Here is a 24,284-nt window from a genome sequence, read left to right on the forward strand (position 1 = left end):
AAGAGGAGCATAAGACGATGAGCCGCAAGCGCGCCCTGGTTATTGACGACGAGCCGGACATTCGCGAACTCCTGGAAATCACCCTAGGTCGCATGCAGATTCTCACCGATAGTGTCGACAGCGTTAAGCGCGCGAAAGAGCATCTGGATAAGGCCAACTATCAGTTGTGCCTGACGGATATGCGTTTGCCGGATGGTAACGGGCTGGAAATCGTGGAATACATTCAGCAATACCAGCCAGGGCTGCCGGTTGCGGTGATAACCGCTCATGGCAGTATCGACAGTGCCATCGAATCCATGAAGGCGGGTGCGTTTGACTTTGTTAGCAAGCCGGTAGACCTTGGCGCCCTGCGAAAACTGGTGACCACTGCCATCCAATCCAGCGAGTTGCCCCAGGGGGATGCTCAAAATCAGGGGCTGATTATCGGTCAGTCCACCGCCATCCAAAGACTCGGCGCCAGCATTCTTAAGCTGTCCCGATCCCAGGCACCCGTGTACATCAGCGGTGAGTCCGGCACTGGGAAGGAGTTAGTGGCACGATCCATTCATCACTTGGGGCCTAGATCCAACCAGGCGTTTGTACCGGTAAACTGCGGAGCCATTCCCCGGGAACTGATGGAGAGCGAGTTTTTTGGCCACAAAAAAGGCAGCTTTACCGGCGCCCACCAGGACAAAGCCGGCCTCTTTCAAGCGGCCGAGGGCGGAACCCTTTTTCTGGATGAAGTGGCCGACCTTCCCCTGGATATGCAAGTGAAACTGTTACGTGCGATTCAGGAAAAGGCTCTTCGGCCCGTGGGTGGTCAGGAAGAAATCAAAACCGACGTGCGCATTCTGTGCGCCACCCACAAACAATTGGAAGAAGAGGTTAATGCCGGTCGTTTTCGTCAAGACTTGTTTTACCGTCTGAATGTCATACAGCTGAATGTGCCGCCTCTGCGCGAGCGCCGTGAAGACATTCCCTTACTGGCCCGACATCTGTTAGAAAAGCTTGCCAGTGCCGTCAATTTTCCAGTCCCGCAATTAACGCCGGCGGCGCTCAAGCTTTTATGCGAATACCCCTTCCCGGGTAACGTGCGGGAGCTGGAGAACGTACTAGAACGCACCTTTACCTTGTGTGAAAGCGACGTAATAGACGCGGAAGATCTACACCTGCCAGGCGCCCGCCCCCCACGCAGTGGGCCACAACAACAACCGCAAGGTGAACTGGATCACCCGGCTCGCTGCGCCGAGTACCCGTCTCTGGATGAATATCTGCAAGATATTGAAAAAGAAGTGCTGTGCAGCGCTTTGGAAGCGGCCAAGTGGAACAAAACCCAGGCCGCAAAAAACCTGGGTATTAGTTTTCGATCACTGCGGTATCGACTGCGAAAACTGGGGTTGGATGGGGAATAAACCATCCAATCAACCTACCAGCAGCTGCCCGCATCGGTCCCAGTAGCACCGCGGACCCCCGCTTGATTCAAGGTAAGCGTCGTGCACTTGGCATCGCTCGCTTGCATGGTTCCCGCAACAGGAGTAGCCGTTAATGTATAAGTGGTGTTGGTGACCGCGCCGGTAATGGTGTAAAGCCCTTCCCTGGACGTAATCGCGTTTGTTCCGGTAATCGCGGCATGCACCGCACAGTCGTCATCATCATAGGCACTGTACGCGGTAAAGCACCTCTGCAAACGCTGAGCCACACTACTAAGTTCAGCCTTGGCATCTGCCCGGTTGGTGCTGCGCACGTACTCGGTGTAAGCCGGGAAAGCAAAAGCCGCAATCACCCCGATAACAGCCACAACTACCATCGCCTCAATAAGTGTGAAGCCGCGTACTGATTTTTTTCGTACCATCTTGAACTTCCTCGATTATCGCAATTGCCGCCAGGACATGCGGCCCAAGGCACCGCCAGGCAACTCACCTTTTTCTATGTCTATATCCCCGCGAATATTGCTGGTAGGAATATAGGCGTTTTCCCCACCCCGAATAACATCGGATAAGGACAAAACAGCATAGTCAAGCGCCAAACCGTCTGCTCCTAAAATTGAGTGCGTCGGATACCGGTCCCCAACCGCAATCAGCTCCATCAACCAGCCACTGCCACCCAAAGCGCATGGATGATCAGAAGTAATCAAGGTCGGGAACAACAATCGGTCGAAAATCAAAAGCGGCTTGCTGATGACCCGCTCGCCGGTTAGCGTACTTTCTCCATCCCAAAAATCCAAATACCAACCCCGTTTTGAACCTTCCCCAGCCCACCAGCTGTCATCATCGTTTTTACCAATCTGCCTAACTCGTCGATCACCTTCATCTACCTGACTTCCCTCGTTGTCAACAAAACCTTCGTAATCTATGGTCTTTTCCATTAGGTCGCTACGGTCGGTAGTGGTAATGCGCGTACCAGTGTCCGCAAGTGCGTAGAAGCTTTGCACTGTGTCACCGGGCTGGTTATCCTCATTCGTCAAATAACTGCCTGTACCGAAATAGACCATGACTGCATTGTCTTTTTTGGCATTGCGGCCGAGGGTGGGCGCGGCAGTGATGGGTTGCACTCTATCCACCTCGCCACTTGTATCTCGAGCGGTGAAGAAAGGATCTGTACCAAACGACGATCCCCAATGAGCAACCTGATTGTGGGTGAAACTGAATTTCCACATACGCCCCAATAGGTCCCCCGCGTAAGCATGCGTAATTACGCCCCGACCATCAGGGAGCAATGCGGGCGCAGCCATGCCGTTACCAGATTCGTCATCGGTGCTCATCACTTTGGTGTTGCTTCCCTTGGGTTCATTCAGATTAACCATGACCAAACTGGCTTTTCCATCGTTAGAATTGTAGCCGTTACCAAAAAATATTTTCCAGCCTTTGTCCGTTGGTGCAACCAAAGGCTGCCCGGTAATATGGCCTATTTCTGGGTAGTCATCTTCAGTCAATTCGAATAAAACATTATTTTCGTTAAAGTTGTCCGGGTCAGTGACATCCAGAACGAATATACCTTTTCCTCCAGCCCCTAGCGTTCCCACGAGAATGTTACGCCATTTGGTCACGCTATTGTGAGTAAAGTAAGCATCGCCCACGAAGATAGGACCGTCGACATTATAGCGGTGAGGATTCGAAGAATTGCCGTAATTCGATTTGGTAAGATTCTCCAGCTGGTCATAAATCATGGAGGGGACATAAGCAAACAGTTCATCGCCTGATTCAGCATTAAAAGCGTGCATCATTCCACCATTCGCCCCGATATACAGAACTTCTGTGCGGCCATGTTTAACGTCCCGAAGGTACTCACCATAGGGGTCGGCGTCCGCGGTTCGACCACCGAGTGTGGCGGGCAAATTATGAAAGTGATAGTTTTGAGATCCCGCATAAATCGGATTAGAGTTCACAATGTCGCCCAGGAGAGTCTCTTCGCGTTCTCTCAGGCCGGGCACGTCCTCCCCCCGCAACCACCTCAGAGTATCAATTGATCCAAGAGCCTCCTGCTGCGCCGCTGATATGGAGTCCCATAGAAAACGAACCCCTGTCGTTCCATCGTATGTCACAATGTTCCGATCATCGGGATCGCGGAACTTATCCAGCCCTGTACTCCATGCCAGCTCTTCTCCGATACCACCTTCCGCCGTCAGAGGGATAGCTTTGATTTCCCCTGTCCAGTGTTTACTGTTGAACAGCGCCTGGTAAATTACCGTATCCGTGCCAAGCCGTGTGGAGTTGGTTGCTACTGCTGACGCAGACCCCGCGGCCTCGGCCACATTAAAAAATGCGTCTCGTAAAGATTGTTCTAGCTCCCGAGGATCGGTTGCATAGTAATAGGTTTCAGGCGGGTTCGCAGCTATCTCTGAGATTTCTGTATCATCATCGTGATACCCACCCCATTTCGCAGCGTAGTACAGTGGCTGTTCAAGTGGGCTACCGGTGGAGGTCCCTATTAAATGGGTGCTTTCGGTAGCGCCATCGCCTACATGACAACCATTCAAATCATCATTTTCGTCATCGCTAGCACAACCCAAAATATTAGCGCCCGCTACAGTTACAGGCGAACTCGAAAAGCCGTTGATACCTGAGTGCACATGAAACCCATCCGATGTCGTACCGCTAATCACATAGCCAAATCCCAGCTCATGGGGGGTAGAGTCAGCTATGACATTCGTCTTAACCTTGGCATTAAGCGACGTAATCTCGTAGTCGATGATGCCCCACATATCCTGGTCAAAGTCACCGCCTTGTTCGCTATCTTCCCAGTTTACGTAGAGCTTTCCAGAGTGCGTAAGTGCACCGTCAACCACGCTTTCACTTTGTTCAACAATTTTGAAATCGACGATCGCACAATTGGTGGGAACATCCGTTCTCTGGCTGCGACATGCAGGCTGAATAACAACCGTTTGGCTTTCCGATCCTGGCACAGGTACAGATACGCGCGGAACGGCTGGCGCCAGAGCAACGCCATAGGTCCGCACTGTTTGACGACTTGCCTCTGTCACGCCGGTTAAAGGAATCCCCTTCGATCTGGCGTAGTGCGCCAAACCTGCAATCTGATAACTTCCTCCCAGGCGAGGAGCATCTGGGCAAGTACCCTGAACATTGGAAAGCCCCGACACATTCTTCGCTGTGCAGAGTTCGTTATCGGAGCCAACTTCGTCACTGCCTAACACTTTCCCTACGAAGAACTCGTTTCCCTCAATTCCCTCCGCGACACCAATTGCATCTGTTTGATTCGCTAGTGAATCGGAACCCTGGAGAATATCTGAGGCACCACTTAGTTGATCCCCGTCATAAGAGCTGGTTGACGCATTGAATTGCACAACACTAAGCGGAGCGCAATAATTTGCGCTGGATACCGGAGCGGCCCACACAGCAGTATTTAGGCCGGCAATACGACTGGAATCGTCGACATCAAAATCCGAAGTCTTCGGTAGGCCTGCCAAGTAGCGCAATGACTCCAAATAAATCTCTGACTGGGGATTGCCCCAGTTGCTACACGTTCCATCGCTGAAGGTATGCTCACCCCACTCACAAGCGTCGCTTCCTGTCGCGCCAAAGTAAGTTCCGTTCTCATAGCGGTACCCATAAATACGCAATCGGTTGAGGGTGTTTATTATCCCTTCAAAATCATCCAACGCATCTCCCACAGGGACTATGAAGGTACCGTTATCAGCATCGATCTCATCAGTAACACTACCAATATTTTTACGCAACACACCGCCAGACTTGTTTTTTCCAAAGGATCCGGTCATCAAACCGAACAGTATGGAATTATCCTCACCAAACTCTTGTAGCAAACCTGTGGGTTTGAGAGAGGTCCCATAGGATTCGCAGTTTTCATTATTCGCTTCATTCGTCCAATTCGAATCACAAACCACAACACGCACGCTATACTCTTTTTCCCCTAGACCTTTTTCTTTCTTCGGGCTGTCGGCGTACGCCTGAATACCAGTCAAAGTCGGGTCATTGCCATTCTTTCCTCTATCGCTTTGGGAGATATCGTCGCGCCATCGACATTGCCAACGCTCGTTACTGGCCCACAGAGAATAGTTTCCTTTTACCGTACGCAGCAACGGAGGTGAAGTGACGTTTTGAGACAGTGAGTTGTCACCGGGATCGGTGACATTACATAGAGTAACGCCTCGATCCCTAGCATCCTCTGCGGCACTGTTGCTTCCGAACGGCGTTAGTCGGTTTACATCGTCCCCCCCATAATATTTCGCGAACGAATGGGCGTCTGCAGGTAGAAAGCTTCGTTCAAGCACTGTTTCTCCCGGAGTATCAACTGCGCGATAGCCGCCATAGAGAATTTTACGAACCGCATCCATACGGGTCATGGTAGCCCAATTGAGAAAGTTTCCGCTCCACTCATCAGCCGTTTCACCCAAATTACAATAGCCTGACTCATCTACGTCATTGCTAGGTTGATACCGATCGCCATCCGTGCTGTACACATAGCATTTGGTGCTATCAAAGTAGCCATAGTAATCATAATCGTGGATATAAGTGGTATCAGGGCTGCCATCCTTCGTAATATCCGAGTAATCATCATAAAGCTTAAAATACAATTGATGATCATTCGACATATTAAGCATCACTAGCGGGCGCACGGGGTGCGACAGGAAGAGAGGGTTTTGTGCTAGATCCAATGAAGCGACACTGTGAGTGCTCGCCAGACTGATCCCGGCAGCAAATAACATCAGGCAAAATTTTGTGGTAATCGCCTTTATATTCATGATGCATGCTCCTGCCAAATTAGGCCTAGCGTTTAAAGGTGGTTTGAAGAATAACGGTAGATTCTTGGGTGGCACCGTACCCTATACTGGTGATCCGGTAGAGTACGGCGTCCTCTGTATTTAGGCTGTTTTCAAAGTCAATTGCGCCGCCATCTACCCCGGCCATAACAGAATAAGTCACCTCTTCGATCACATACCTAGGAGGTTGGCTGACTCTTTCTATATCTAACGTTGACTGAACCGATTGCGTAGCCCAATTGTAATTATCCCAGTAGCCCGTGCGGACCGAACTTGGGATCGCTTCAATCAGGCCAGCCGTACTCCCATTAAACTGCGGAAGTGTCGCTTGGTTAAAGTACATCTCCGCTTCTCGCAGCGCCGCTTCAGCCGCCTGGAATGCAAGATTTCGGTCTCGTACGTTGCCTGCCATTAACTCCTGCAAGCTGCTACCACGGATGGCTGCCAGGGCCACCAGACTGATCAGCAGCACCATAATCAAACCCACGATCAACACAACGCCTCGCTGTGAATCTCGCTGTTTGAAGTGACCCTTAAAATTTAGCGCTAAACGACCCATAACAATCTCCTGCAGTGCCATTCAGGGAAGGCGGCTGCGAATCCCAATGGTGTTAACGAAGACCTGGCGCATCCGCCTGTCGCTATCGTCGGGTGTAACCGTAGTCCCATTAAATGTGTAAGGCTGCGGCTCTTCCAGTACATTGTTATTCAGACTTACCACAAGTAGTTGTACCCTTACACTGAGCACATCATCCCAATTGCTTCCTACTGCTGCCGCATCTAGGTATTCGTTGGGTACGCCATTGCCGTCGGTGTCCAAACCGTAAGTCAACTGCATGTTCTCCACACCCTCCAGCACCTCTTGAGCCGCTGAATTTCCTATTTTTTGCCATAAGCCTGGGCGGCCCGCATCATTCGTCGCGATATAATAAAAGTTTGTAGTTACCCTTATAATCTCAGAGTCTGGTCCAAACTGCTCCTCCGGCGGGCCGGAGTTTCCACCCCACGATGCTGTATCGTTACCGGGCGAGAATCCCCCATCACCGGCTTCTCCTTTTTTCGAGTGCACAACATTACCATTGCTGCCCTGTATATTAGTGATTTGAAAAGCCCTGGCTTTTTCACAATCGGTGATGATGACAACGTCTCCCTTACACAACCCACTGATCATATTGTCACTGCCATTGTTACATGCGTTGGCAACCACACTGTCAGTGGCAATCTTTAGACTGGTCGAGTTTTTGTCACTGACCACATGAGCACTATTGCCGCTGGCACTGCGTACAACTAGTATATCGGTGCCTGTCAAAGCGGCGGGGTACCCCGTTGGTTGACCCGTGCCAGCTGTAGCTCCTTCGATGCCCACACCAAAGCCGTAAAGTACCTCTGCCTCTGCATCGTCAATTTTAAGAGTGTTGGTGAACTCCATATTGCGGCTCATACATCCCATGAATCCGGCCATACGAATGTCCCTTGACATAAATTCCATGGCCAATCGGCCGTTTTCTTGAACCCGGGAGATGGCCTGATGAGTGGTATAAACAGTCCGACTGGAGAGAAACATTTGCATAACACCCGTCATTAGCACCAACCCCAGGGTAATGGAAATCATGAGCTCGACTAGGGACAGCCCTTGTTGCTTGCGCATCAAATTGGACTCCTCATTTGGCTGGTGTAGGTGAACGTTGAAGTATCTTCGCTCTCAAGCCCGGAAGTATTTTGTTCCTCCCATCGGACAGTAACCGTACAAACCCTCGTGTCATTATCACATTCAATGCCTCCAGAACCCCCGGGAAGCGTAGCTTCAATTAATGCTCGCCACTCCCCTAAGTCTCTTTGAGCCAAAGGAGCATTAGCGGTCGGTGCATCATCATCCAGTTCCAAGTTGTACGCAGCGAGTTCACGCCAGTTAATTCGCACCCGGTCCAATATGTCATAAGCAAAGATGTTAGCTTGCGAGCGCAGATACGCACTGTGATTGAACTGCAAGGAGCGGGTCTGTAAAGCCGTTAGTGTCAACAAGGCGGTAGAGAGGATTATCATTGTCACCAGCACTTCAATAAGGCCCACCCCCCGAATACGGTAGGCCCAAGGGCATGTTGGCTTTCCGCCTTTATTCGTCATCGCAGTCTGCATTGGTTGCACGAGCTACCCCTCCCCGGTTGACAGTAATGGTACGGGCGGAGTCGCCGGTACAACCCTCAATTTTCGAACTGATCACTACATTGCCGGCTCGGGCGAGCGCCCCCACGCCTGTAAAACGGAAGAAGTTGGTATCGGCACCATTTTGGGTAACCGTTATGGATGCGTTTACGTTTGGAGCCTCCCAGTTGCGGAGCACGGTAGTCACCGCCAGGGCAGCGGTATCAGAGGTCGCGCCATCGGTAAAAACGATCCAACCGTCAGTCCAATTTCCGATGCAGGCAGTACCGTTCGAGCTGGCGCAAAGAGAGACCCGGCCACCCCTTTTCACTGCTTCAGCACGGGCGTAATTGATCGCGGCGATCAGATCGTCCCCCAAAGTAGTGGAACGGCTGTCTCGCACCATGGTATTAAAGTTCGGAATCGCAAACGCCACCACGATGGCAAGCACTACCATGGTCACCACAAGCTCGATCAAGGTAAATCCGCGCATTCGTCGCATATTTCAACAACCTATTCGTTATATGGCCAGCTAATAAAAGCGGGCTATTTTTATAAGCAGATCATCTCACTGCACTGTGGACGCTGAATTCTACGGCTAGTATATTGATGAAACCTAACACACACGGTTTGTTTCCGTGCTGTTTAGGCGATATGCGGTCGACAGGGATGTATGAACGGCGCGCCACATTGACAATCCAAGGAGGGATTTATGGCTTCTCGTGGTTTTACTTTAATTGAACTTCTCGTAGTCCTGATCGTGCTGATGCTGTTGGTGGCCATCGGCATTCCCAACTTATCCCAACACATTCGAGAGAGTCGCACCCAATCTCAGGCCCAGGAACTGTTCCAGGCAGTCCAGGTGGCCCGCACCCATGCCATCACCACCAACAGTCGCGTCACTCTCCGAGCAACGGGGAGCTGGAATGAGGGCTGGCAGGTGTTTATGGATCCAAATCACAACGGCGAACTGGATCCTGGGGAGAAATTACTGGCCAGTAGTGGCCCCATAAAAGGCACTCACATCGTAGGCAATCATTGGGTCGCCAGGCACATTTCATTTATCGGTACGGGCGAGAGCCGCTTTGCGAATGGCAGTTCCGGTGGAGCCTTTCAGGCGGGACGAATAACCGTGTGCGGAGAGGAAGGAGAACGCGGGTATCAGTTGGTACTGGCGCGCAGCGGCCGCATGCGCATGAACACCATCGAGTCGGAGCAGTGCTTGTAGGTGTAGCTACACCGCCTGCGCCAAACTGAGTGTCTAGCGCAGTTCTCTGGGTAAACTGAAACTGATGTTTTCAGGAATGCCGTCGAGCTCTAAAGGCGGTTGGGCGCCCAAACTCTGCAAGTGCTGAATGACCCGCTCCACGAGCACCTCCGGTGCCGAAGCACCGGCGGTAATGCCAATGGCGCTCTTGCCTTCCAACCACTCGGAACGAATGCACTCGGGACCGTTAATCAGATAGGCCTCGGCACCGCAACGCTCGGCCAACTCACGCAAACGGTTGGAATTGGAGCTGTTTTGGGACCCCACCACGAGCACCAGTCCGCACTCCAGTGCGAGTTGACGCACGGCGTCCTGGCGATTGGTGGTGGCGTAGCAGATGTCGTCTTTGCGTGGCCCCTGAATGAGCGGGAATTTTTGCCGTAGGGCGTCGATAACCTTGGCGGTATCGTCCATGGACAAAGTGGTTTGGGTAACGTAGGCCAAACGCTCCGGGGTGTTTACTTCCAGAGCCGCCACGTCAGCTTCGTTTTCTACCAGGTAAATCGCGCCGCCTTTGCGGTTGTCGTACTGGCCCATGGTGCCCTCGACTTCCGGGTGACCGGCATGACCGATCAACACGCACTCGCGACCCTCGCTGCTGTAACGCATGACTTCAATATGTACTTTTGTCACCAGCGGGCAGGTGGCATCGAATACTTGCAGACCTCGCACTTCCGCTTGGTTACGCACCGCGCGGGATACGCCGTGGGCGCTAAAAATTACAATGACATCGTCTGGCACTTCGTCCAGCTCATCCACAAAGATAGCGCCCCGCTCGCGCAGGGTATCCACCACAAACTTGTTGTGCACCACTTCGTGACGTACATAAATAGGCGCGCCAAACACATCCAGGGCGCGATTCACGATATCAATGGCCCGGTCCACACCCGCACAGAAACCGCGGGGATTGGCCAATTTAATTTGTAGCGGGGCGGTGGCTTGCATTGGAGCTCCAAAATTGGTCATTCGTAATACAGCAGCGGCTTCGAAGGTGGCTCTTCAATACCTGTCAGTGTAACTGGGCGGGCTCGACCCGTAAAATCGCCACTTCAAAGACGATTTCACGGCCCGCGAGCGGATGATTAAAATCCACCACGACTCGTTCGTCATCGAACTCCACAACAACACCCGGTAGTTCCGTTTTCTGGGCGTCGGCAAAAGACAACACCAGCCCCTCCTCCAATTCCAGACCTTCCTCGAACTGCTCGCGCGGCATTTCCTGAACGTTGCTGGGATTGTGCTGGCCGAAGCCCTCTTCGGGCTCTATGTGAAAAGCGCCCGTGTCACCCGCCTTTAGGCCAAACAGCGCTTTTTCAAAACCCGGTAGCAATTGTTCATCACCCACCGTGAAAGTGGCCGGATCGGCTTCGAAATTGGAATCGATCTCCTCACCGCTGGGAAAGCGTAAAGCAAAATGTAGGGTCACGCTGGTTCCCGGGCCCACCACCAGTTCAGGGTCAGTCATGGGATGGATTCTCCTTACTGAACAGCATGTCGAAAATTAGCAAAAAGGCTCCCACCGTAATGGCGGAGTCGGCAATATTGAAAGCGGGAAAGTAATAGTCCCGGTAGTGCACGACAATAAAGTCCACCACATACCCCAGCATCAAGCGGTCGTACACATTGCCCAGCGCGCCACCTAAGATAAGTGCCAGTGCCAACGCTTCCAGCGGCTTGGCGACACAAACTTTCGCCAGCCAAATCACCAGCACTACACTCACACCCAACGCCAGTACCGTAAAGAACCAGCGCTGCCACCCACCGGCATCCGCGAGAAAGCTGAACGCCGCGCCGGGATTGTGCAAGAGCGTAAAATTAAAAAACGGTGTAAACACCACCGGCTCGCCATAAGTCAGTGCGGCGGACACCCACTGTTTGCTGATCTGATCCAACAGCAGGACGACCAACGCAAAGGCGTACCAGCGCCAAACCTGGCGAGGAAACGTGAGGGATTTCATAAATAACTTACTGTTGTGCAATCTCAGTTCTCGAATGGGCCGCCGGCCGCAGCTTGCGTCCGGCGGGTGTTTTAGGCGTAACGTCTTTGCTCACCGGGGCCGTCCACATTCTCCACGCAGCGGCCACAGATTTCGGGGTGAGAAGAATGGATGCCTACATCTGGGCGATGATGCCAACAACGCGCGCATTTGGCGTATTCGGATTTGCGGGCTTCCACTTTCAAGCCTTCCACCGCCGTCAGCTCTGCCTCTGTTGCATCGATCAGGGGCCTAACTTCAGCGCTGGAGGTAATCAGAACGAAGCGCAACTCATTGCCCAAGCGGTCCAAAAGCAGGTGCAGCTCTTCATCGCAATACAGAACCACCTCGGCGCCGAGTGAGCCGCCCAGCTCTCCATTGCCGCGCTTGGCTTCCAGCACCTTGTTCACTGCATCCTTAACCTCCGCAATACGCTGCCAATCCTCTTGGCTGAAACTGGTTTCCGAAGGCGCTGGTAGTGGGTACCATTCGGCGTAAAACACGGAGCCGGATTGATCGCCGGGGATCAGTGGCCAGATTTCGTCGGCCGTGAAGCTCAATATGGGCGCAATCCAGCGCACGAAGGCCTGCATCACTTGGTGCAAAGCCGTTTGCGCGGAACGCCGGGGCAAGCTGTCGGCACGAGTGGTGTACTGACGGTCTTTAATGATATCCAGATAAAACCCACCCAGATCCACCACACAAAAATTGTGCAACTTTTGATAAATCTGGTGGAACTGGTAGTCATCATAGGCGCGAATGATATCTGTCTGAAGCTCCGCTGCCCGGTTAAGAACCCAGCGATCAAGCGCCAGCATCTCATTCGGCTCTACGGCGTCTTGTGCCGGGTCAAAACCGTTCAGGTTGGCGAGCATAAAACGCGCCGTGTTACGAATGCGGCGGTAAGAATCGGCGGTGCGTTTGAGAATTTCGTCAGAGACGCTCATCTCGCCGGAAAAGTCCGTTGCCGCCACCCACAGGCGCAACACATCCGCACCCAATTCTTTCATCACTTTTTGCGGTGGCACCACGTTGCCTACGGACTTGGACATCTTGCGGCCCTGCGCGTCCACGGTAAAACCGTGGGTCAGCACCGCTTTGTAAGGCGGTGTACCGTGCATGGCCATAGCGGTTTTCAGGGAGGACTGAAACCAACCCCGGTGTTGATCCGAGCCTTCCAGATACAAGTCTGCGGGGTAACGCAGCCCTTCGCGCTGCGCAAGCACCGCAAAATGGGTAACCCCGGAATCAAACCAAACATCCAGGGTATCGGTGACTTTCTCATACTCAGCCGAGTCATCGCCGAGAAGTTCGCCCGGGTGCAAATCAAACCAGGCATCCATCCCGTCTGTTTCCACTCTTTGAGCCACCGCTTCGATCAGCTTAGGGGTATCCGGATGCAATTCGCCGGTTTGTTTATGCACAAACAACGCAATGGGTACGCCCCAGGTACGCTGACGGGAAATGCACCAGTCCGGAGAGGAAGCCAGCATGGAATCAATACGCGCACGGCCCCAATCGGGCACCCATTGCACTTGCTCGACGGCGTCTTTCACCTGCTCGCGCAATTGATTTTTGGTCATACTCACAAACCACTGGGGCGTGGCGCGGAAGATCAACGGCGTCTTGGTGCGCCAGCAATGAGGATAACTGTGAGTAATTTTGCTGTGCGCCAACAGGGCTTGCTTTTCTTCCAACAAAGCAATGACTTTGTCATCCACCTTGTACACATGATCGCCGGCGAAAATTTCTACATTGTCCCGGTACAGACCATTGTCGTCGATGTAGTTAAGCGTCCCTATACCGTACTTCTGCCCCACGGAAAAGTCATCGATGCCGTGATCGGGCGCGGTATGAACGCAGCCGGTACCCGCTTCGGTGGTCACGTGGTCACCACAAATTACGGGTACTTGGCGATTGTAAAACGGATGTCTAAGCTGCAACTGCTCGAGCGCTTTGCCGGTACAGTGGCCGACGACTTGATGGCCCTCTAGGCCAGCGCGTCGCAGTACTGACGGCAGCAGTGCTTCGGCCACCAGCCAACGCTCCTCTCCAGCCTGCACCATCACGTAATCCAGTTCAGGATGTACGCTCACCGCCTGGTTGGCGGGAATGGTCCAGGGTGTGGTGGTCCAAATAACCAGGGACAGTGGGCCCGTCCCGGTCAAATCCGGTATGGCGTGGGCCACTGCGTCCGGGTCGGTAAAGGCGAACTTCACGTCGATGGAGTGAGAGGTTTTATCCTGATACTCCACTTCCGCTTCCGCCAGCGCGGAGCCACCCACTACGCTCCAGTAAACTGGCTTAAAGCCTTTGTGCAAATGACCGCGCTCGGCGATTTTACCCAAGGCGCGAATGATGTCGGCCTCAAAGGCGTAATCCATGGTGAGGTAAGGATTGTTCCAGTCACCCAGCACCCCCAAGCGCACAAAATCTTCTCTTTGACCGTTCACTTGTTTGGCGGCGTACTCGCGGCATTTTTGCCGAAAGGTTTTTACGTCCAGCTTGACCCCGGCCTTGCCGTGCTTTTTCTCCACATTGTGTTCAATCGGCAGACCATGACAATCCCAGCCGGGCACATAGGGAGCATCAAAACCGCTCAGAGTTTTGCTCTTGACGATGATGTCTTTAAGAATTTTGTTAACCGAGTGGCCGATATGAATATCGCCGTTGGCGTAAGGGGGGCCATCGTGCAGGATAAATTGCTCCCTGCCCTGGCGAGCAGCGCGAATTTGCTGGTAAAGCTGGTCTTTGTTCCAGCGTTCCAACATCGCCGGCTCGCGTTGGGCCAGGTTCGCCTTCATGGCGAATTCGGTATGGGGCAGATTCAATGTGGCTTTATAGTCGGTCATGGCTTGTCAGGATTCGCCCGAATTGTGGTTTTGAAAATAGTCTCGTGCCTGCTGTATGTCGTCCTGCAGCTGTGCACGCAAATGTTCCAGAGAAGGAAATTTTTGTTCGTCTCGCAGCCGGTGATGAAACACCACATTAATTTTGGCACCGTACAAGAGCGCCGAAAAATCCAGCAAGTGTACTTCCAACAGCGGTTTGACGGTTCCGCTCACCGTCGGCCGCACACCCACATTGGCTACGCCGGGACACAAGCGCCCATCCGGCAGGTGAGCGGTAATGGCAAATACACCCTGCAAGGGTGAGCGATAGCGCTGCAACTGCACATTGGCGGTAGGCACCCCCAGCTGGCGTCCCAACTGCCGACCGTAAACAACCCGCCCACTGATGGCGTAGGGGCGTCCCAGGAGCCGAGCCGTTAGCTCAAAGTCCCCATCCTGAAGCGCCTGTCGAATTCGGGTGCTGCTCACCCGTTTGCCGTCGATTTCCAAGGTGCAGGTATCGCTGACGGTAAAACCGCGCTCACGCCCCATCTGTTGGAGCAGTGCAAAATCACCGCTGCGATCGCAGCCGAAGCGGAAGTCATCTCCCACCACCAAATGCTTGATGTCGAGAGCCTCTACCAAAATCTGCTCAACGAATTCACGCGCGGATAAGCTGCGCAACTCCAGGTTAAAACGCAGGCACAGCACCCGTTGTACGCCCGCCGCGAACAGCGCCTCGACCTTTTCGCGCAAGCGTGTCAAACGCGCTGGAGCGGCGTCGCCGGCAAAAAATTCGTGCGGCTGAGGCTCAAAAATGATCACCACGGCAGGCAGACAATGAACATCAGCGGCCCGGGTCAACTGACCCAGGATCGCTTGATGCCCAAGATGCACACCATCGAAAGAACCGATAGTGGCGACACAGCCGCGATGTCGGGGGCGCAAATTGTGCAGCCCGCGGATAAATTCTCTGGGGGCCTGGTTCACGGTGTTACCGGCATGCCTCAGTTGAATGGGTCCTTGTAAGGGGCGTGAGTATACAGGAGCGCTCCCGCAGGAGTAAGGGGTCAGCGCAGCGGGTACCGGCGCTAAACTCTTGGGCCCTAGCGGCTTTGACTCAGGACTTGCTGACCAGTTCAGCGCCGCGACGCACCAGACAGCGTGGCCCCATATCGTTTGCGTAGGTGTGGCTAACGCCATCGATAGTGATGTTAACGTTGGCGTGCAACTGCCGCTTTACGTCCACCAAGGCATCCTGGGAAGCTTCCTGGCGAGCGGTCAGGCGCTGAATGAGACTCAGCAGGCGTTGCCTGCGCTGTCGTTGTGCGTCCAGCGTGTTGCGGATTTTCTCCAGTTTTTCCGGCGCCGGCCCCTGAACGCCCGCCTGCTCAATCGCGTCCAGCACCGGCTGCAGTTTCTGACAATTGTGCTCACACAAGAGTACGGCCTGCTTCAAAGCTTCCATCAACCGCCGCTTGGGATTGGCTTTGCCGATGCGAATTTCCGTATAGACGCTGGCATCGCTGCCGAGGATATTGGCTATCAGGCGCTGCGCGGCAAACGCCCGCCCCCCGATCAAGCAGCCCTTGCCCCCAGCTTGTCCAACCAATATCGAGCCCTGGCTGTGTAAATGGCTCTGCATGACATATTCCCGAACCTGGATATTGCCACCGGCGACCAAGTCGGCCAGGTTAACGAACTTGGCGCTCAGGTCGCCACCAGCACGCAATTGTGTGCGCAGTTGCAAGTGGTTTTGATTATCCCTGCCGAGGTCTTCGCCAATGACCCCGCCAGCGACGACCAGATTTTTGCGGGCGTGGACTTCGGCCTTCTCCACCATGCCGCGAATGACAATATCGCCGCTGGCGCGTACCACAAAGCCGCTGGTCACATCGCCGGTGACCTCCAAAGATCCATCAAAGTCGATATTGCCGGTACTTAGGTCAACGTCCTTCACTATTAATGTGGGGTCCACCCGCATTCCGTGAGCAACCTCCACCGGGTGGCCCTTGATCGCGGCTATGAGAAGATCGCCATCTTCCGGGGAGACTTGAGCGCCCTCGATGTCCTTGCCATACCCAAAGTCCTTTCCAGGTTTCGGCTTCAGCGGTTCTCCAATAACGTTAAGGCCGGGCTTTCCGGCCGTGGCGGCGTGACGGCGCATTAGAGGCGTCCCCGGCTCCACAACCACAAACTCATGCAGCTGATGCATGTCCACGCGTCCGCGTTCGTCTTCGCTCAGATTCAGTTCTCGGCAAGTTTCCACCAGTGGTTCAAATCGGGTATCCCGCCCAGGCTCTGCAGGCAGAGCTTTAGCGACACACACATTTTCCCCCTGGCCCATGGCCACCACCTCATCTAAAGCCGCCGACAAAATACAGGGATCCGGAACTTTAAGCTCGATAAGCGCTTGTCGCAGGCTCTGCCGGGTAGGCGAATCTCCACCGTAAGCGCGCGTAACTGTCACAAACACAGCGTCTTTTTCCTTGCTGATGCGCCAGTCGTAGCGGGCGTCACGCCGCTCAGCGACGGTGTATTCACCGGTTTCGGCCTTATTGGCTTTAAGTACTATGGGCTGAAGGGTTTCATCGGGCGCAAAGTAGCGGTCGTAACTTTCTTCCGCTAATTGGTGGCGCAGCCCTTCTAAGGTGACTACCGAGGCATCGGGGGCAGGAACCAGATGGGCGAGGACGCAGTGACTGGCAGAATCGTAACTGAGTTGGATAAGTGAGGCGCGTGGGGGCCTGGCGTCGGAGTCTTCGAACCCCGACGCTGGGGGGGACCTGCCCGTAATGTTGTTTTCTGTGTCGCCCATATTCACAGATTAGCACACCCGCGGCGATCTGCCGCATATCAGTGCATACCTCGAAAATGGCTGATTTTCACGCCGACTACGCGCAATATAACGGCATATACCAACAAACCACCCAAGCACAGAATTGCCAGGCGACTGCCCCGCTGCCACCAAAGGGGCTCTGCCCAATCCGGCCAAACGCTCAAGGCCAAAAACAACACCGCCACCATAGCCGCATTGGCCACGCCGTATTGCAAAAACAAGCGTCGCCAGCCTGATTGCGGCCTGTAAACGCCCGCCCGCCGAAGCCCTCGGTACAGTAGCCATACGTTAAGGTAGGCAGACAAAGCCGTGGCCAACGCCAAGCCCACGTGGCCGATGTTGAACCAGTAATACAGAGGCGCCACCAGGATGAGGTTCATGCCCATATTGGCCGCCATGGCGATAATGCCTATGCGGACCGGTGTTTTCATATCCTGACGGGCAAAATAACCGGGGGCAAGAATCTTGATTAGCATAAAGCCCAACAGCCCGAGCGCATAGGCTTGCAGACTATAGCTGGCCATTTGCATATCCCGAACGGTGGTTTCACCGTACTGAAACAAGGTAAAGAGGATCGGCTTGGCCAACACCACCAACGCCAAGGCGGCAGGCACAGCGAGGAGTAAAATGGCCCGCAGTGCCCAGTCGATTGTGCGACTGAATTGTTCAGTGCTCTCGGCGGCATGAAGCCTCGACAAACTGGGCATAATGACTGTCGCCAGAGCAATGGCAAAAACACCGTTGGGCAGCTCCACCAGACGGTCCGAATAATATAACCAGGAGACACTTCCCGTGGGCAGAAAGGAGGCCAAGATTGTATCCAGCATCAGGTTAATCTGACTCACTGAAACGCCAAACATGGCGGGCGCCATAAGCCAGAGTACCTTCTTAACCCCGGGGTGACGCCAATCCACTTTCGGAGACGGCAACAGGTGTACCTGTCGTAAAAACGGCAACTGGAAAAGCAGCTGACAGACCCCTGCCACAATTACCCCCCACGCCAATACATAGGCAGGCGTAAGCGCCAACGGTGCGGCCATAAACGCGGCGCTGATTAAACTGATGTTCAACAGAACGGGCGTAAAGGCGGGGATGGCAAAGCGGTCGTAGCTGTTCAAAATGGCGCCCGCGAAACCCGTTAAAGACACCAGCAGCAGATACGGAAACGTAATACGAATCAGATCGACCGTCAGAGCAAACTGCTCCGGCGAATTAAACCAGAAACCGGGGGCGAACATGGCGGCCACCACCGGTGCTCCCACCACCGCCAGCAAAGTAATCAGGATCAAAACGGAACCCAGGCACCCGGCTACGCGGTCCACCAAATCCTGCACAGCAGCGTGTACACCGTTGTGGCGATATTCGGATAACACCGGCACAAATGCCTGGGCAAACGCCCCTTCTGCAAACAGACGGCGCATAAAGTTGGGGATTTTAAAGGCAACAAAAAACGCGTCGGCGCCGGAACCGGCACCCAAGACTCGGGCAAAGATGATGTCTCGAACCAAACCCAATACGCGCGAGAGCATGGTCATGGAACCGACGACCGAGCTCGAGCGAAGCAGTCCATGGGCGCGTCGGGGTTGTGGTACGGCTGACTCAGACACAGATCAATCTCTTCCAGGAGTGAACAACCGGCGCTTGACTCCGGCCACTGCGATTCAATGCCCGCATTATCCACAGTCCCGACACTAAGATACAGCGCGGCGCGTCAAAGGCACCCTACTGGCACAAAAAAGCCAGCGCTAAGGCTGGCCAAGAGAGGTTAAGCGAAGATCGGGAGCCCAGGCGGGCTCCCTTTACAGAGTGGCCTTACGGCACTCAGTTACCGCAGACCGGCCCCCTGATCTCGGGAATGCCGGCAGGGACAACGGGGGTGCCCGGTGGTGGTGGGCCGGAGCTACCATCCAAGTGGATGGTCAGCGTGTCGCCGGGATAGAGGGTGCCGTTCCAGTGTTTGTTGGTCAGGCGATATTGATTGCCCGCACCGGACAGAGTCGCCACATCCGCGTCCCAAGTGCCCGGACCGCCCCAGGCGCCTAAGGTGGTGTGATCCGGGTAGGCCAGCAGCACTTCCCAGGAGTTCATCACGGCGCCACTGGTGTTTTCGATAGTCAGTAGAGCATTCCACTTGTTGTGGTACTCGTGTGTTTGGTAAGTCACCTCGTAACCACACGCGCCGCCGACTTGCTCACCTACTTGATACACCGTAACGGTTTGAGTGAGAGTCCCGTCGGTTACCGTGATAGTGCCGGTACGCTCTGACCCTCCATTGTAGCTCACGGTCACGGTGAAGCTACCCGCGCCACTGCCCTGAGCGTTATTCACCGTAATCCAACCGGCGTTGCTTTCCGCTACCCAACTGACATTGCCAGTGACATTGACGGATTGGGTACCACCATTAACGTCGAAGGAAAGACTGGAAGGTGATACGCCCAACTGGTCCGGATCCTGAACACCTCCACAGGGGCCGATCAGTATCCAAGGACCCCACGAGAAGCTTTCGTCGGGGGCTGGCTCGTTGGCATCGGGGTTGATCCACCACTCGTTGTAGTACTCAGCGCCGTTGTGGGATACCACTGTACCGGGCGTCGGGTACTCTTCAGTGGGAGACCAGGCTGGAGCCTGACATACACCCACAGTTGAGCCGGTAACACTCACCCGAGCCGGGTCTGAAACAACGCCTGCAGCACTTACTATGACGTAAGTGAAGCTGTCGTTACCGTCAAAGTCATCGCTCGGAGTGTAGGTGGCTACGCCGTTGGTGATGACCACTTGCCCGTAAGTGGGGCCTTGGTCCAAGGCATAGGTGTCTCCCGCCGCACCATTGTTCAAGGCGCGTAAATCCAGCGAATCGGTAACGTCCAGATTGATGCTGCCATCCAGCGCCACCAACGGATCACCGTCACAGGACGCAGGCTGCTGATCACTCGCCAACTCCGCCATATAAGCCACGGCCCAGGCAAAGGGCGCATTCCAGTTGATGGTCACTTCGTTCTGGGCGTAGGCCTTAATGTGATCTACGTAGCAGGTCAACGGTGGGCAGTCTGGGTCGAGGACTTGTGCGGCCACATCGTCTTCCCAGTCGCCCACTGTCATGTTGGGTCCACCGACCATAACGCCACGAGGTGGCTCGGGAAAATGGTGCACTTCGGCGTTAGCCCATACCCGATGGTGCGGCTCCTGCACGGGTCGCTCACCCACTCCGGTAACATAAGAAATATCCATGGGGTTACGGCCCAACAGGTAACTCATGCTGGTTTGCATGGCATCCGCATACAGTGGGTTACATTGACTAAAGTCATGGGCTAAGCCCAGCACAATCATGTTATTGACAATGTTGGCGTTGGAGCCCCAATACATCTCTTCTGCGTTGAAATTCAAACCGTAGCTGTTCTGAGTTTCTTCCGCGTAACGGCGGGCGGTGTTCTGTATGGCTACGCGCGCCTGGGCTACCCAGTCAGGATCGGCCGACATAGCCTCACCAGCGGTGGCCAACGAAACAACTCCCAGCCCATCGGTCTGGAACCAACTAAACGCAGACAAACCATCATCCAGTTGCAGGTGAGCCGCATAGTTGTCCATGTCAGCCGCGTACTGGGCATCTCCAGTCGCCAAGTACAGCTCGGTTGCTGCCCAGTAACGTTCATCCTCGACGTGATCCCAAGAGGATTCGTCGGGGTTCAACACGTTGTCCTCATAGGCCCCGCCGCCGTCGAATTGTTGTTGAGTTGGCGGTGAACGTAGGAAGGGTCCGGTCACGGCCGCATCAAAGGCACGTACCGCACGATCAAGGCAGGCTTGCGCAAAGTCTGCATAACCTGGGTATTCCCGAAAGATCCGGTAACACTGGGCACCGACGGCGGCAAAATTCAAAGTCGCTGCCGTAGAAGGTGGCCAAACGTACCGAGTAGACGGATCTTCATGGGGGTAACTGGGAAGTCCTGGCCAGCTATCACCGTGCATCTTGTGGTATACCATGCCTTCGTAAATTGCACCTTCCGGAACCTGCATTTTCATAATCCAATCAAGCTGCCACTTGGCTTCGTTAAGCAAATCCGGCAAACCGTCGCCTTGCTCGTCGGCTGGCAGATGCATACGGCCATCCCCAAACGGCGTCACATCACTCAGGTGCTTGAATCGCTCATACTGGTTCAAGAGCGTCCACACCGAGATGCCACCATTGACCACATACTTGCCGTAATCGCCAGCATCGTACCAGCCACCGGACACATCCAGCGTCAAACATTCTTCAAGAAACGCCGGATCCAAATGATCCTGTGGCAAGCTCGCGATGCTCGGGTTACAACCTAAGGTCTGTATGGCATCATCGCCCAGATGGCCAGCGGGACGAGCCAAGTCTTCGCCCACCACATCGGCACTGATTTCGATGCCCGCCCGGTTCATATAGAAATACGCCAGAGCGTCATACCGGAGTTCATCATATAAATCGTTGGCGATGGCAAAGGAACGGCCGATGATTTCAGTGCCGCCTTCATCGACCACTAAGCGATAACCTTCTCCCAGGACATCGAGTTCAACTCTGGAAAAATCGATGCTCTGGATTTGGTTACCAGAGCCCGCGTCGAATCCGGCGGGAATGGTCTGCCCACCATCTACACGCGAACCGTTGTACTGCAATTGCCAATCTCTCGGCGTATTGTCCGCCCCTTCGGGCAAAACGTAAGTCGCGCGCATGGCCAGGCCGGGAATGTAGCCCAATTGGTTGGCCTGAATCGGTGAAACGGGCTCTTCTTCCCGAACGTAAGGAGATGGCGGGCCCTTGAGTTCTACGTCACCAATACAAATGGTGGTGTTCGCCGGAACCAGGGAACCGCCTCCCATATGGAAACCGACGTACGCGCCCCGGTATTCCCGAGTGGAAGAATGGGTCCACTCAATGGTTTCGGGGCTGCCAGCACTCAATGCATGCGTGCGCGAAAGTACCGGCGCTCCCCAGTTAGCGGCATGTGGCGGTTCATGGGCTATAAACGAATTCACAGCGGCGTCGCCGTCGCTTTCTAAAGTTGCGGAGAACGTATAGGTTTCACCCGCCTGAATGTGTAGTCGCTCGACGCGGAAAGTGATGTTCCAAGCCTCAATTCCGGTCTCATTTACTGTCACACACATCCGTCCGTCGGAGGTATTGACATCAAAGTCCGCTGCGGTTCCCCAGCCCGAACTATTAACCCACGGATAAGTCTTTCCGTCTTCAAATGTGCTGTCTATCCAATCGATGTCTTGCCCCATCACGTGAGAATTGCCGACGCCCAACAGCGCGACGGCAAGAAACGCCCAGGGCTTGGCCGTTCTTTTTAGTCTGAACATTTTGGCTCCTTTTAAATTGTTGTTAGCTGGCCGTCAACTTCACACCAGTAAAAACCCAATAAATTGGGAGCCGGCATATTCCATAAATTCTTCTCAAGCGTCGTCAAACCTTCTGCAATTCATAAATCCGAACGTTCAAACTTCTGCACTCTGCGCTGTGTTTATCCGAACATTAAAAACTGATGTCGGCCGGTTAAAGGCGTAACAAATTGTCGTCAGGAAACATGCGCCACAATTAACATCGTCGTCCTCGCCAACTTGATAGCGCAAACATCATTGAGCGGATTCCATTCATGTGAAGCAGTGTGCAGAATCGACGGAAAAAACGGCTGCTTAATACTGACAGTCGGTGTATTATTTCGCGCTCCGTCTGACAGGCACGAATGGATGAGCGACGGAAGGCGCCATACTTATACGATAATAAATCGGTGTTGTGATGGATCAGGTGATATTCAATACCCATGATGTCGTGCTGTTAATGACAGCCTATCAATGCATACTTTTCGCGATATTATTGTTCACTCTAAGAAATGAATTTTGGCTGCGAAACACATTGCTAGCCTTATTTCTCTTGCAGCATGCGGCGATACCACTGGACATCCTGATTAATTTTGGCGCCGAATTTCGCAACATCGCACTCTCCATTTCTCCCAACCTCTTTTACGTATTTGACTACGGCTACTGGTTGGAAGGACCGCTGTTGCTTTGGTACACCCGATCGCTGATCTATAAGAGTTATCAACTGACATGGAAAGACACCCTGTACTTGCTACCGGCTGCGGCTTATCTGATTTATCAGTTTTTCTTTTACTACAGCCTGGATATGGATCTAAAGCGCGCCCTGCAAGAGGGCTATAGTTTGCACATAGCCCCCCAGTACATGAACTATGTTTCGCTGTTTAGAGAAGTGTTTCGTACCGCCCTGGGGGTATTGTGCTTGGTAGAACTTACTCGGTATCGCAAGCACTTAAAGCGCAATTATTCCGACATTGAAAAACTGGATCTTTCCTGGCTGACCCTACTGGTAACAGGATTTCTACTCATCCGCGCCTGGTCGGTGCTGGTCGTTTTCTTTGTGATGCTGGCGATTATGTACGGCGTGCAGGTGAATTTTGAAATTATGGGACTACTGGGCAACTACACCACCTTTGTCCTTATTAGCGTGCTGATATTTTTTAGTTTGCGCCACTCGAGCATTTGCGAGGGGATGGATCAACGTTACAACGATAGCGAGTGCGCCGAAGAACCGCCAAAAATTCAACCCCAACAAGCCGCTCGGCTAACGCGCGCCATGGAAGAAGAAAAGCTGTATCTTACACCGCTCACCTTGGACAGGTTGGCCGAGCACCTTTCACTTAACCCCCGCACCGTATCCACCATTATCAATAGGCATTTCCACTGCAATTTTTTTGAGTTTGTGAACAGCTATCGTGTAGAAGAAGCCAAGCGGCTTTTAGCCTGCGAAGGAAATGACAAGAGTGTACTCAACATCATGTACGACGTCGGATTTAACAGCAAAGCCACGTTTAACACGCTGTTTAAACGCAAGGTGGGTATGACACCCACCGACTATCGAAAGAAAGTCGCGCAAGCTCAGCTGGGCCCTCAACCCTCTTAACTGCCTGTGCGGTTTCAACGGTCACGTTTAACACTCGCCACCCGCTAGCGGTCCAGACCTGCACACGCG

General features: G+C 53.7%; 17 protein-coding genes. 3 read left to right on the forward strand and 14 right to left on the reverse strand.

The window, feature by feature from the left end:
• The first annotated feature begins 17 nt into the window (after positions 1–17).
• Complete coding sequence (locus tag RBH33_RS15495) at positions 18–1,391, forward strand: sigma-54-dependent transcriptional regulator (protein WP_306733129.1); 1,374 nt, start codon at positions 18–20, stop codon at positions 1,389–1,391.
• Between the two features lie 14 nt (positions 1,392–1,405).
• Here the strand turns inward: RBH33_RS15495 and RBH33_RS15500 are convergent, their stop codons facing one another.
• The 6 genes from RBH33_RS15500 to RBH33_RS15520 are packed head-to-tail and all read right to left on the reverse strand — an operon-like array spanning position 1,406 to position 8,858.
• Positions 1,406–1,831, reverse strand: a complete 426-nt coding sequence (locus RBH33_RS15500) for a type IV pilin protein (protein ID WP_306733130.1) — start codon at positions 1,829–1,831, stop codon at positions 1,406–1,408.
• A 15-nt stretch (positions 1,832–1,846) separates the two neighbouring features.
• Positions 1,847–6,196, reverse strand: coding sequence for a pilus assembly protein (locus RBH33_RS15505; protein ID WP_306733131.1), 4,350 nt, complete (start codon positions 6,194–6,196; stop codon positions 1,847–1,849).
• Between the two features lie 25 nt (positions 6,197–6,221).
• Entirely contained in the window at positions 6,222–6,773 is a 552-nt protein-coding gene (locus tag RBH33_RS15510; RefSeq protein ID WP_306733132.1) for a pilus assembly PilX family protein, read from the reverse strand.
• A gap of 21 nt (positions 6,774–6,794) precedes the next feature.
• On the reverse strand, positions 6,795–7,862 hold the full coding sequence (locus tag RBH33_RS15515) for a PilW family protein (RefSeq protein ID WP_306733133.1): 1,068 nt from the start codon (positions 7,860–7,862) through the stop codon (positions 6,795–6,797).
• Positions 7,862–8,350, reverse strand: a complete 489-nt coding sequence (pilV, locus tag RBH33_RS17775; RefSeq protein WP_373568282.1) for a type IV pilus modification protein PilV — start codon at positions 8,348–8,350, stop codon at positions 7,862–7,864. The genes RBH33_RS15515 and pilV overlap by 1 nt, the downstream gene beginning before the upstream one ends.
• Positions 8,328–8,858 (reverse strand): GspH/FimT family pseudopilin, encoded by a 531-nt coding sequence (locus RBH33_RS15520; RefSeq protein WP_306733134.1) that lies wholly within the window; start codon positions 8,856–8,858, stop codon positions 8,328–8,330. The genes pilV and RBH33_RS15520 overlap by 23 nt, the downstream gene beginning before the upstream one ends.
• Positions 8,859–9,068: 210 nt before the next feature.
• Between RBH33_RS15520 and RBH33_RS15525 the strand changes: the two genes are divergently transcribed.
• Positions 9,069–9,584, forward strand: coding sequence for a GspH/FimT family pseudopilin (locus tag RBH33_RS15525; protein WP_306733135.1), 516 nt, complete (start codon positions 9,069–9,071; stop codon positions 9,582–9,584).
• A gap of 33 nt (positions 9,585–9,617) precedes the next feature.
• On the opposite strand, the gene ispH is transcribed toward RBH33_RS15525, so the two are convergent.
• From ispH to RBH33_RS15565, 8 genes are all read right to left on the reverse strand, one after another.
• Positions 9,618–10,568 (reverse strand): 4-hydroxy-3-methylbut-2-enyl diphosphate reductase, encoded by a 951-nt coding sequence (ispH, locus tag RBH33_RS15530; RefSeq protein WP_306733136.1) that lies wholly within the window; start codon positions 10,566–10,568, stop codon positions 9,618–9,620.
• A 64-nt stretch (positions 10,569–10,632) separates the two neighbouring features.
• Positions 10,633–11,088 (reverse strand): FKBP-type peptidyl-prolyl cis-trans isomerase, encoded by a 456-nt coding sequence (locus RBH33_RS15535; RefSeq protein ID WP_306733137.1) that lies wholly within the window; start codon positions 11,086–11,088, stop codon positions 10,633–10,635.
• Entirely contained in the window at positions 11,081–11,581 is a 501-nt protein-coding gene (lspA, locus tag RBH33_RS15540; RefSeq protein ID WP_306733138.1) for a signal peptidase II, read from the reverse strand. Before lspA ends, RBH33_RS15535 begins: the two co-directional genes overlap by 8 nt.
• A 71-nt stretch (positions 11,582–11,652) precedes the next feature.
• Complete coding sequence (ileS, locus tag RBH33_RS15545; RefSeq protein WP_306733139.1) at positions 11,653–14,451, reverse strand: isoleucine--tRNA ligase; 2,799 nt, start codon at positions 14,449–14,451, stop codon at positions 11,653–11,655.
• A gap of 6 nt (positions 14,452–14,457) precedes the next feature.
• The gene (gene ribF / locus RBH33_RS15550) at positions 14,458–15,420 is read right to left on the reverse strand and encodes a bifunctional riboflavin kinase/FAD synthetase (RefSeq protein WP_306733140.1); all 963 of its coding nucleotides are present in this window, start codon (positions 15,418–15,420) and stop codon (positions 14,458–14,460) included.
• 130 nt (positions 15,421–15,550) lie between these two features.
• Complete coding sequence (locus tag RBH33_RS15555; protein WP_306733141.1) at positions 15,551–17,248, reverse strand: DUF342 domain-containing protein; 1,698 nt, start codon at positions 17,246–17,248, stop codon at positions 15,551–15,553.
• A gap of 38 nt (positions 17,249–17,286) precedes the next feature.
• On the reverse strand, positions 17,287–18,876 hold the full coding sequence (murJ, locus tag RBH33_RS15560) for a murein biosynthesis integral membrane protein MurJ (protein WP_306733142.1): 1,590 nt from the start codon (positions 18,874–18,876) through the stop codon (positions 17,287–17,289).
• Between the two features lie 214 nt (positions 18,877–19,090).
• The gene (locus tag RBH33_RS15565; RefSeq protein ID WP_306733143.1) at positions 19,091–22,597 is read right to left on the reverse strand and encodes a glycoside hydrolase family 9 protein; all 3,507 of its coding nucleotides are present in this window, start codon (positions 22,595–22,597) and stop codon (positions 19,091–19,093) included.
• A gap of 436 nt (positions 22,598–23,033) precedes the next feature.
• Here RBH33_RS15565 and RBH33_RS15570 point away from each other — a divergent pair, with 436 nt between their 5' ends.
• On the forward strand, positions 23,034–24,215 hold the full coding sequence (locus RBH33_RS15570) for a helix-turn-helix domain-containing protein (protein ID WP_306733144.1): 1,182 nt from the start codon (positions 23,034–23,036) through the stop codon (positions 24,213–24,215).
• Positions 24,216–24,284: the final 69 nt, after the last annotated feature.

This window comes from Marinimicrobium hydrolyticum (assembly GCF_030848505.1).
In the GTDB taxonomy this organism is placed as follows: domain Bacteria; phylum Pseudomonadota; class Gammaproteobacteria; order Pseudomonadales; family Cellvibrionaceae; genus JAVDDU01.

Coding starts and splice junctions, on each gene's coding strand:
- RBH33_RS15495 (WP_306733129.1), top strand. CDS start 18: ATGAGCCGCAAGCGCGCCCTGGTTATTGACGACGAGCCGGACATTCGC.
- RBH33_RS15505 (WP_306733131.1), bottom strand. CDS start 6,196: ATGAATATAAAGGCGATTACCACAAAATTTTGCCTGATGTTATTTGCT.
- ispH (WP_306733136.1), bottom strand. CDS start 10,568: ATGCAAGCCACCGCCCCGCTACAAATTAAATTGGCCAATCCCCGCGGT.
- RBH33_RS15525 (WP_306733135.1), top strand. CDS start 9,069: ATGGCTTCTCGTGGTTTTACTTTAATTGAACTTCTCGTAGTCCTGATC.
- lspA (WP_306733138.1), bottom strand. CDS start 11,581: ATGAAATCCCTCACGTTTCCTCGCCAGGTTTGGCGCTGGTACGCCTTT.
- RBH33_RS15500 (WP_306733130.1), bottom strand. CDS start 1,831: ATGGTACGAAAAAAATCAGTACGCGGCTTCACACTTATTGAGGCGATG.
- RBH33_RS15535 (WP_306733137.1), bottom strand. CDS start 11,088: ATGACTGACCCTGAACTGGTGGTGGGCCCGGGAACCAGCGTGACCCTA.
- RBH33_RS15570 (WP_306733144.1), top strand. CDS start 23,034: ATGGATCAGGTGATATTCAATACCCATGATGTCGTGCTGTTAATGACA.
- RBH33_RS15565 (WP_306733143.1), bottom strand. CDS start 22,597: ATGTTCAGACTAAAAAGAACGGCCAAGCCCTGGGCGTTTCTTGCCGTC.
- RBH33_RS15520 (WP_306733134.1), bottom strand. CDS start 8,858: ATGCGACGAATGCGCGGATTTACCTTGATCGAGCTTGTGGTGACCATG.
- RBH33_RS15510 (WP_306733132.1), bottom strand. CDS start 6,773: ATGGGTCGTTTAGCGCTAAATTTTAAGGGTCACTTCAAACAGCGAGAT.
- ileS (WP_306733139.1), bottom strand. CDS start 14,451: ATGACCGACTATAAAGCCACATTGAATCTGCCCCATACCGAATTCGCC.
- pilV (WP_373568282.1), bottom strand. CDS start 8,350: ATGCAGACTGCGATGACGAATAAAGGCGGAAAGCCAACATGCCCTTGG.
- RBH33_RS15555 (WP_306733141.1), bottom strand. CDS start 17,248: ATGGGCGACACAGAAAACAACATTACGGGCAGGTCCCCCCCAGCGTCG.
- RBH33_RS15515 (WP_306733133.1), bottom strand. CDS start 7,862: ATGCGCAAGCAACAAGGGCTGTCCCTAGTCGAGCTCATGATTTCCATT.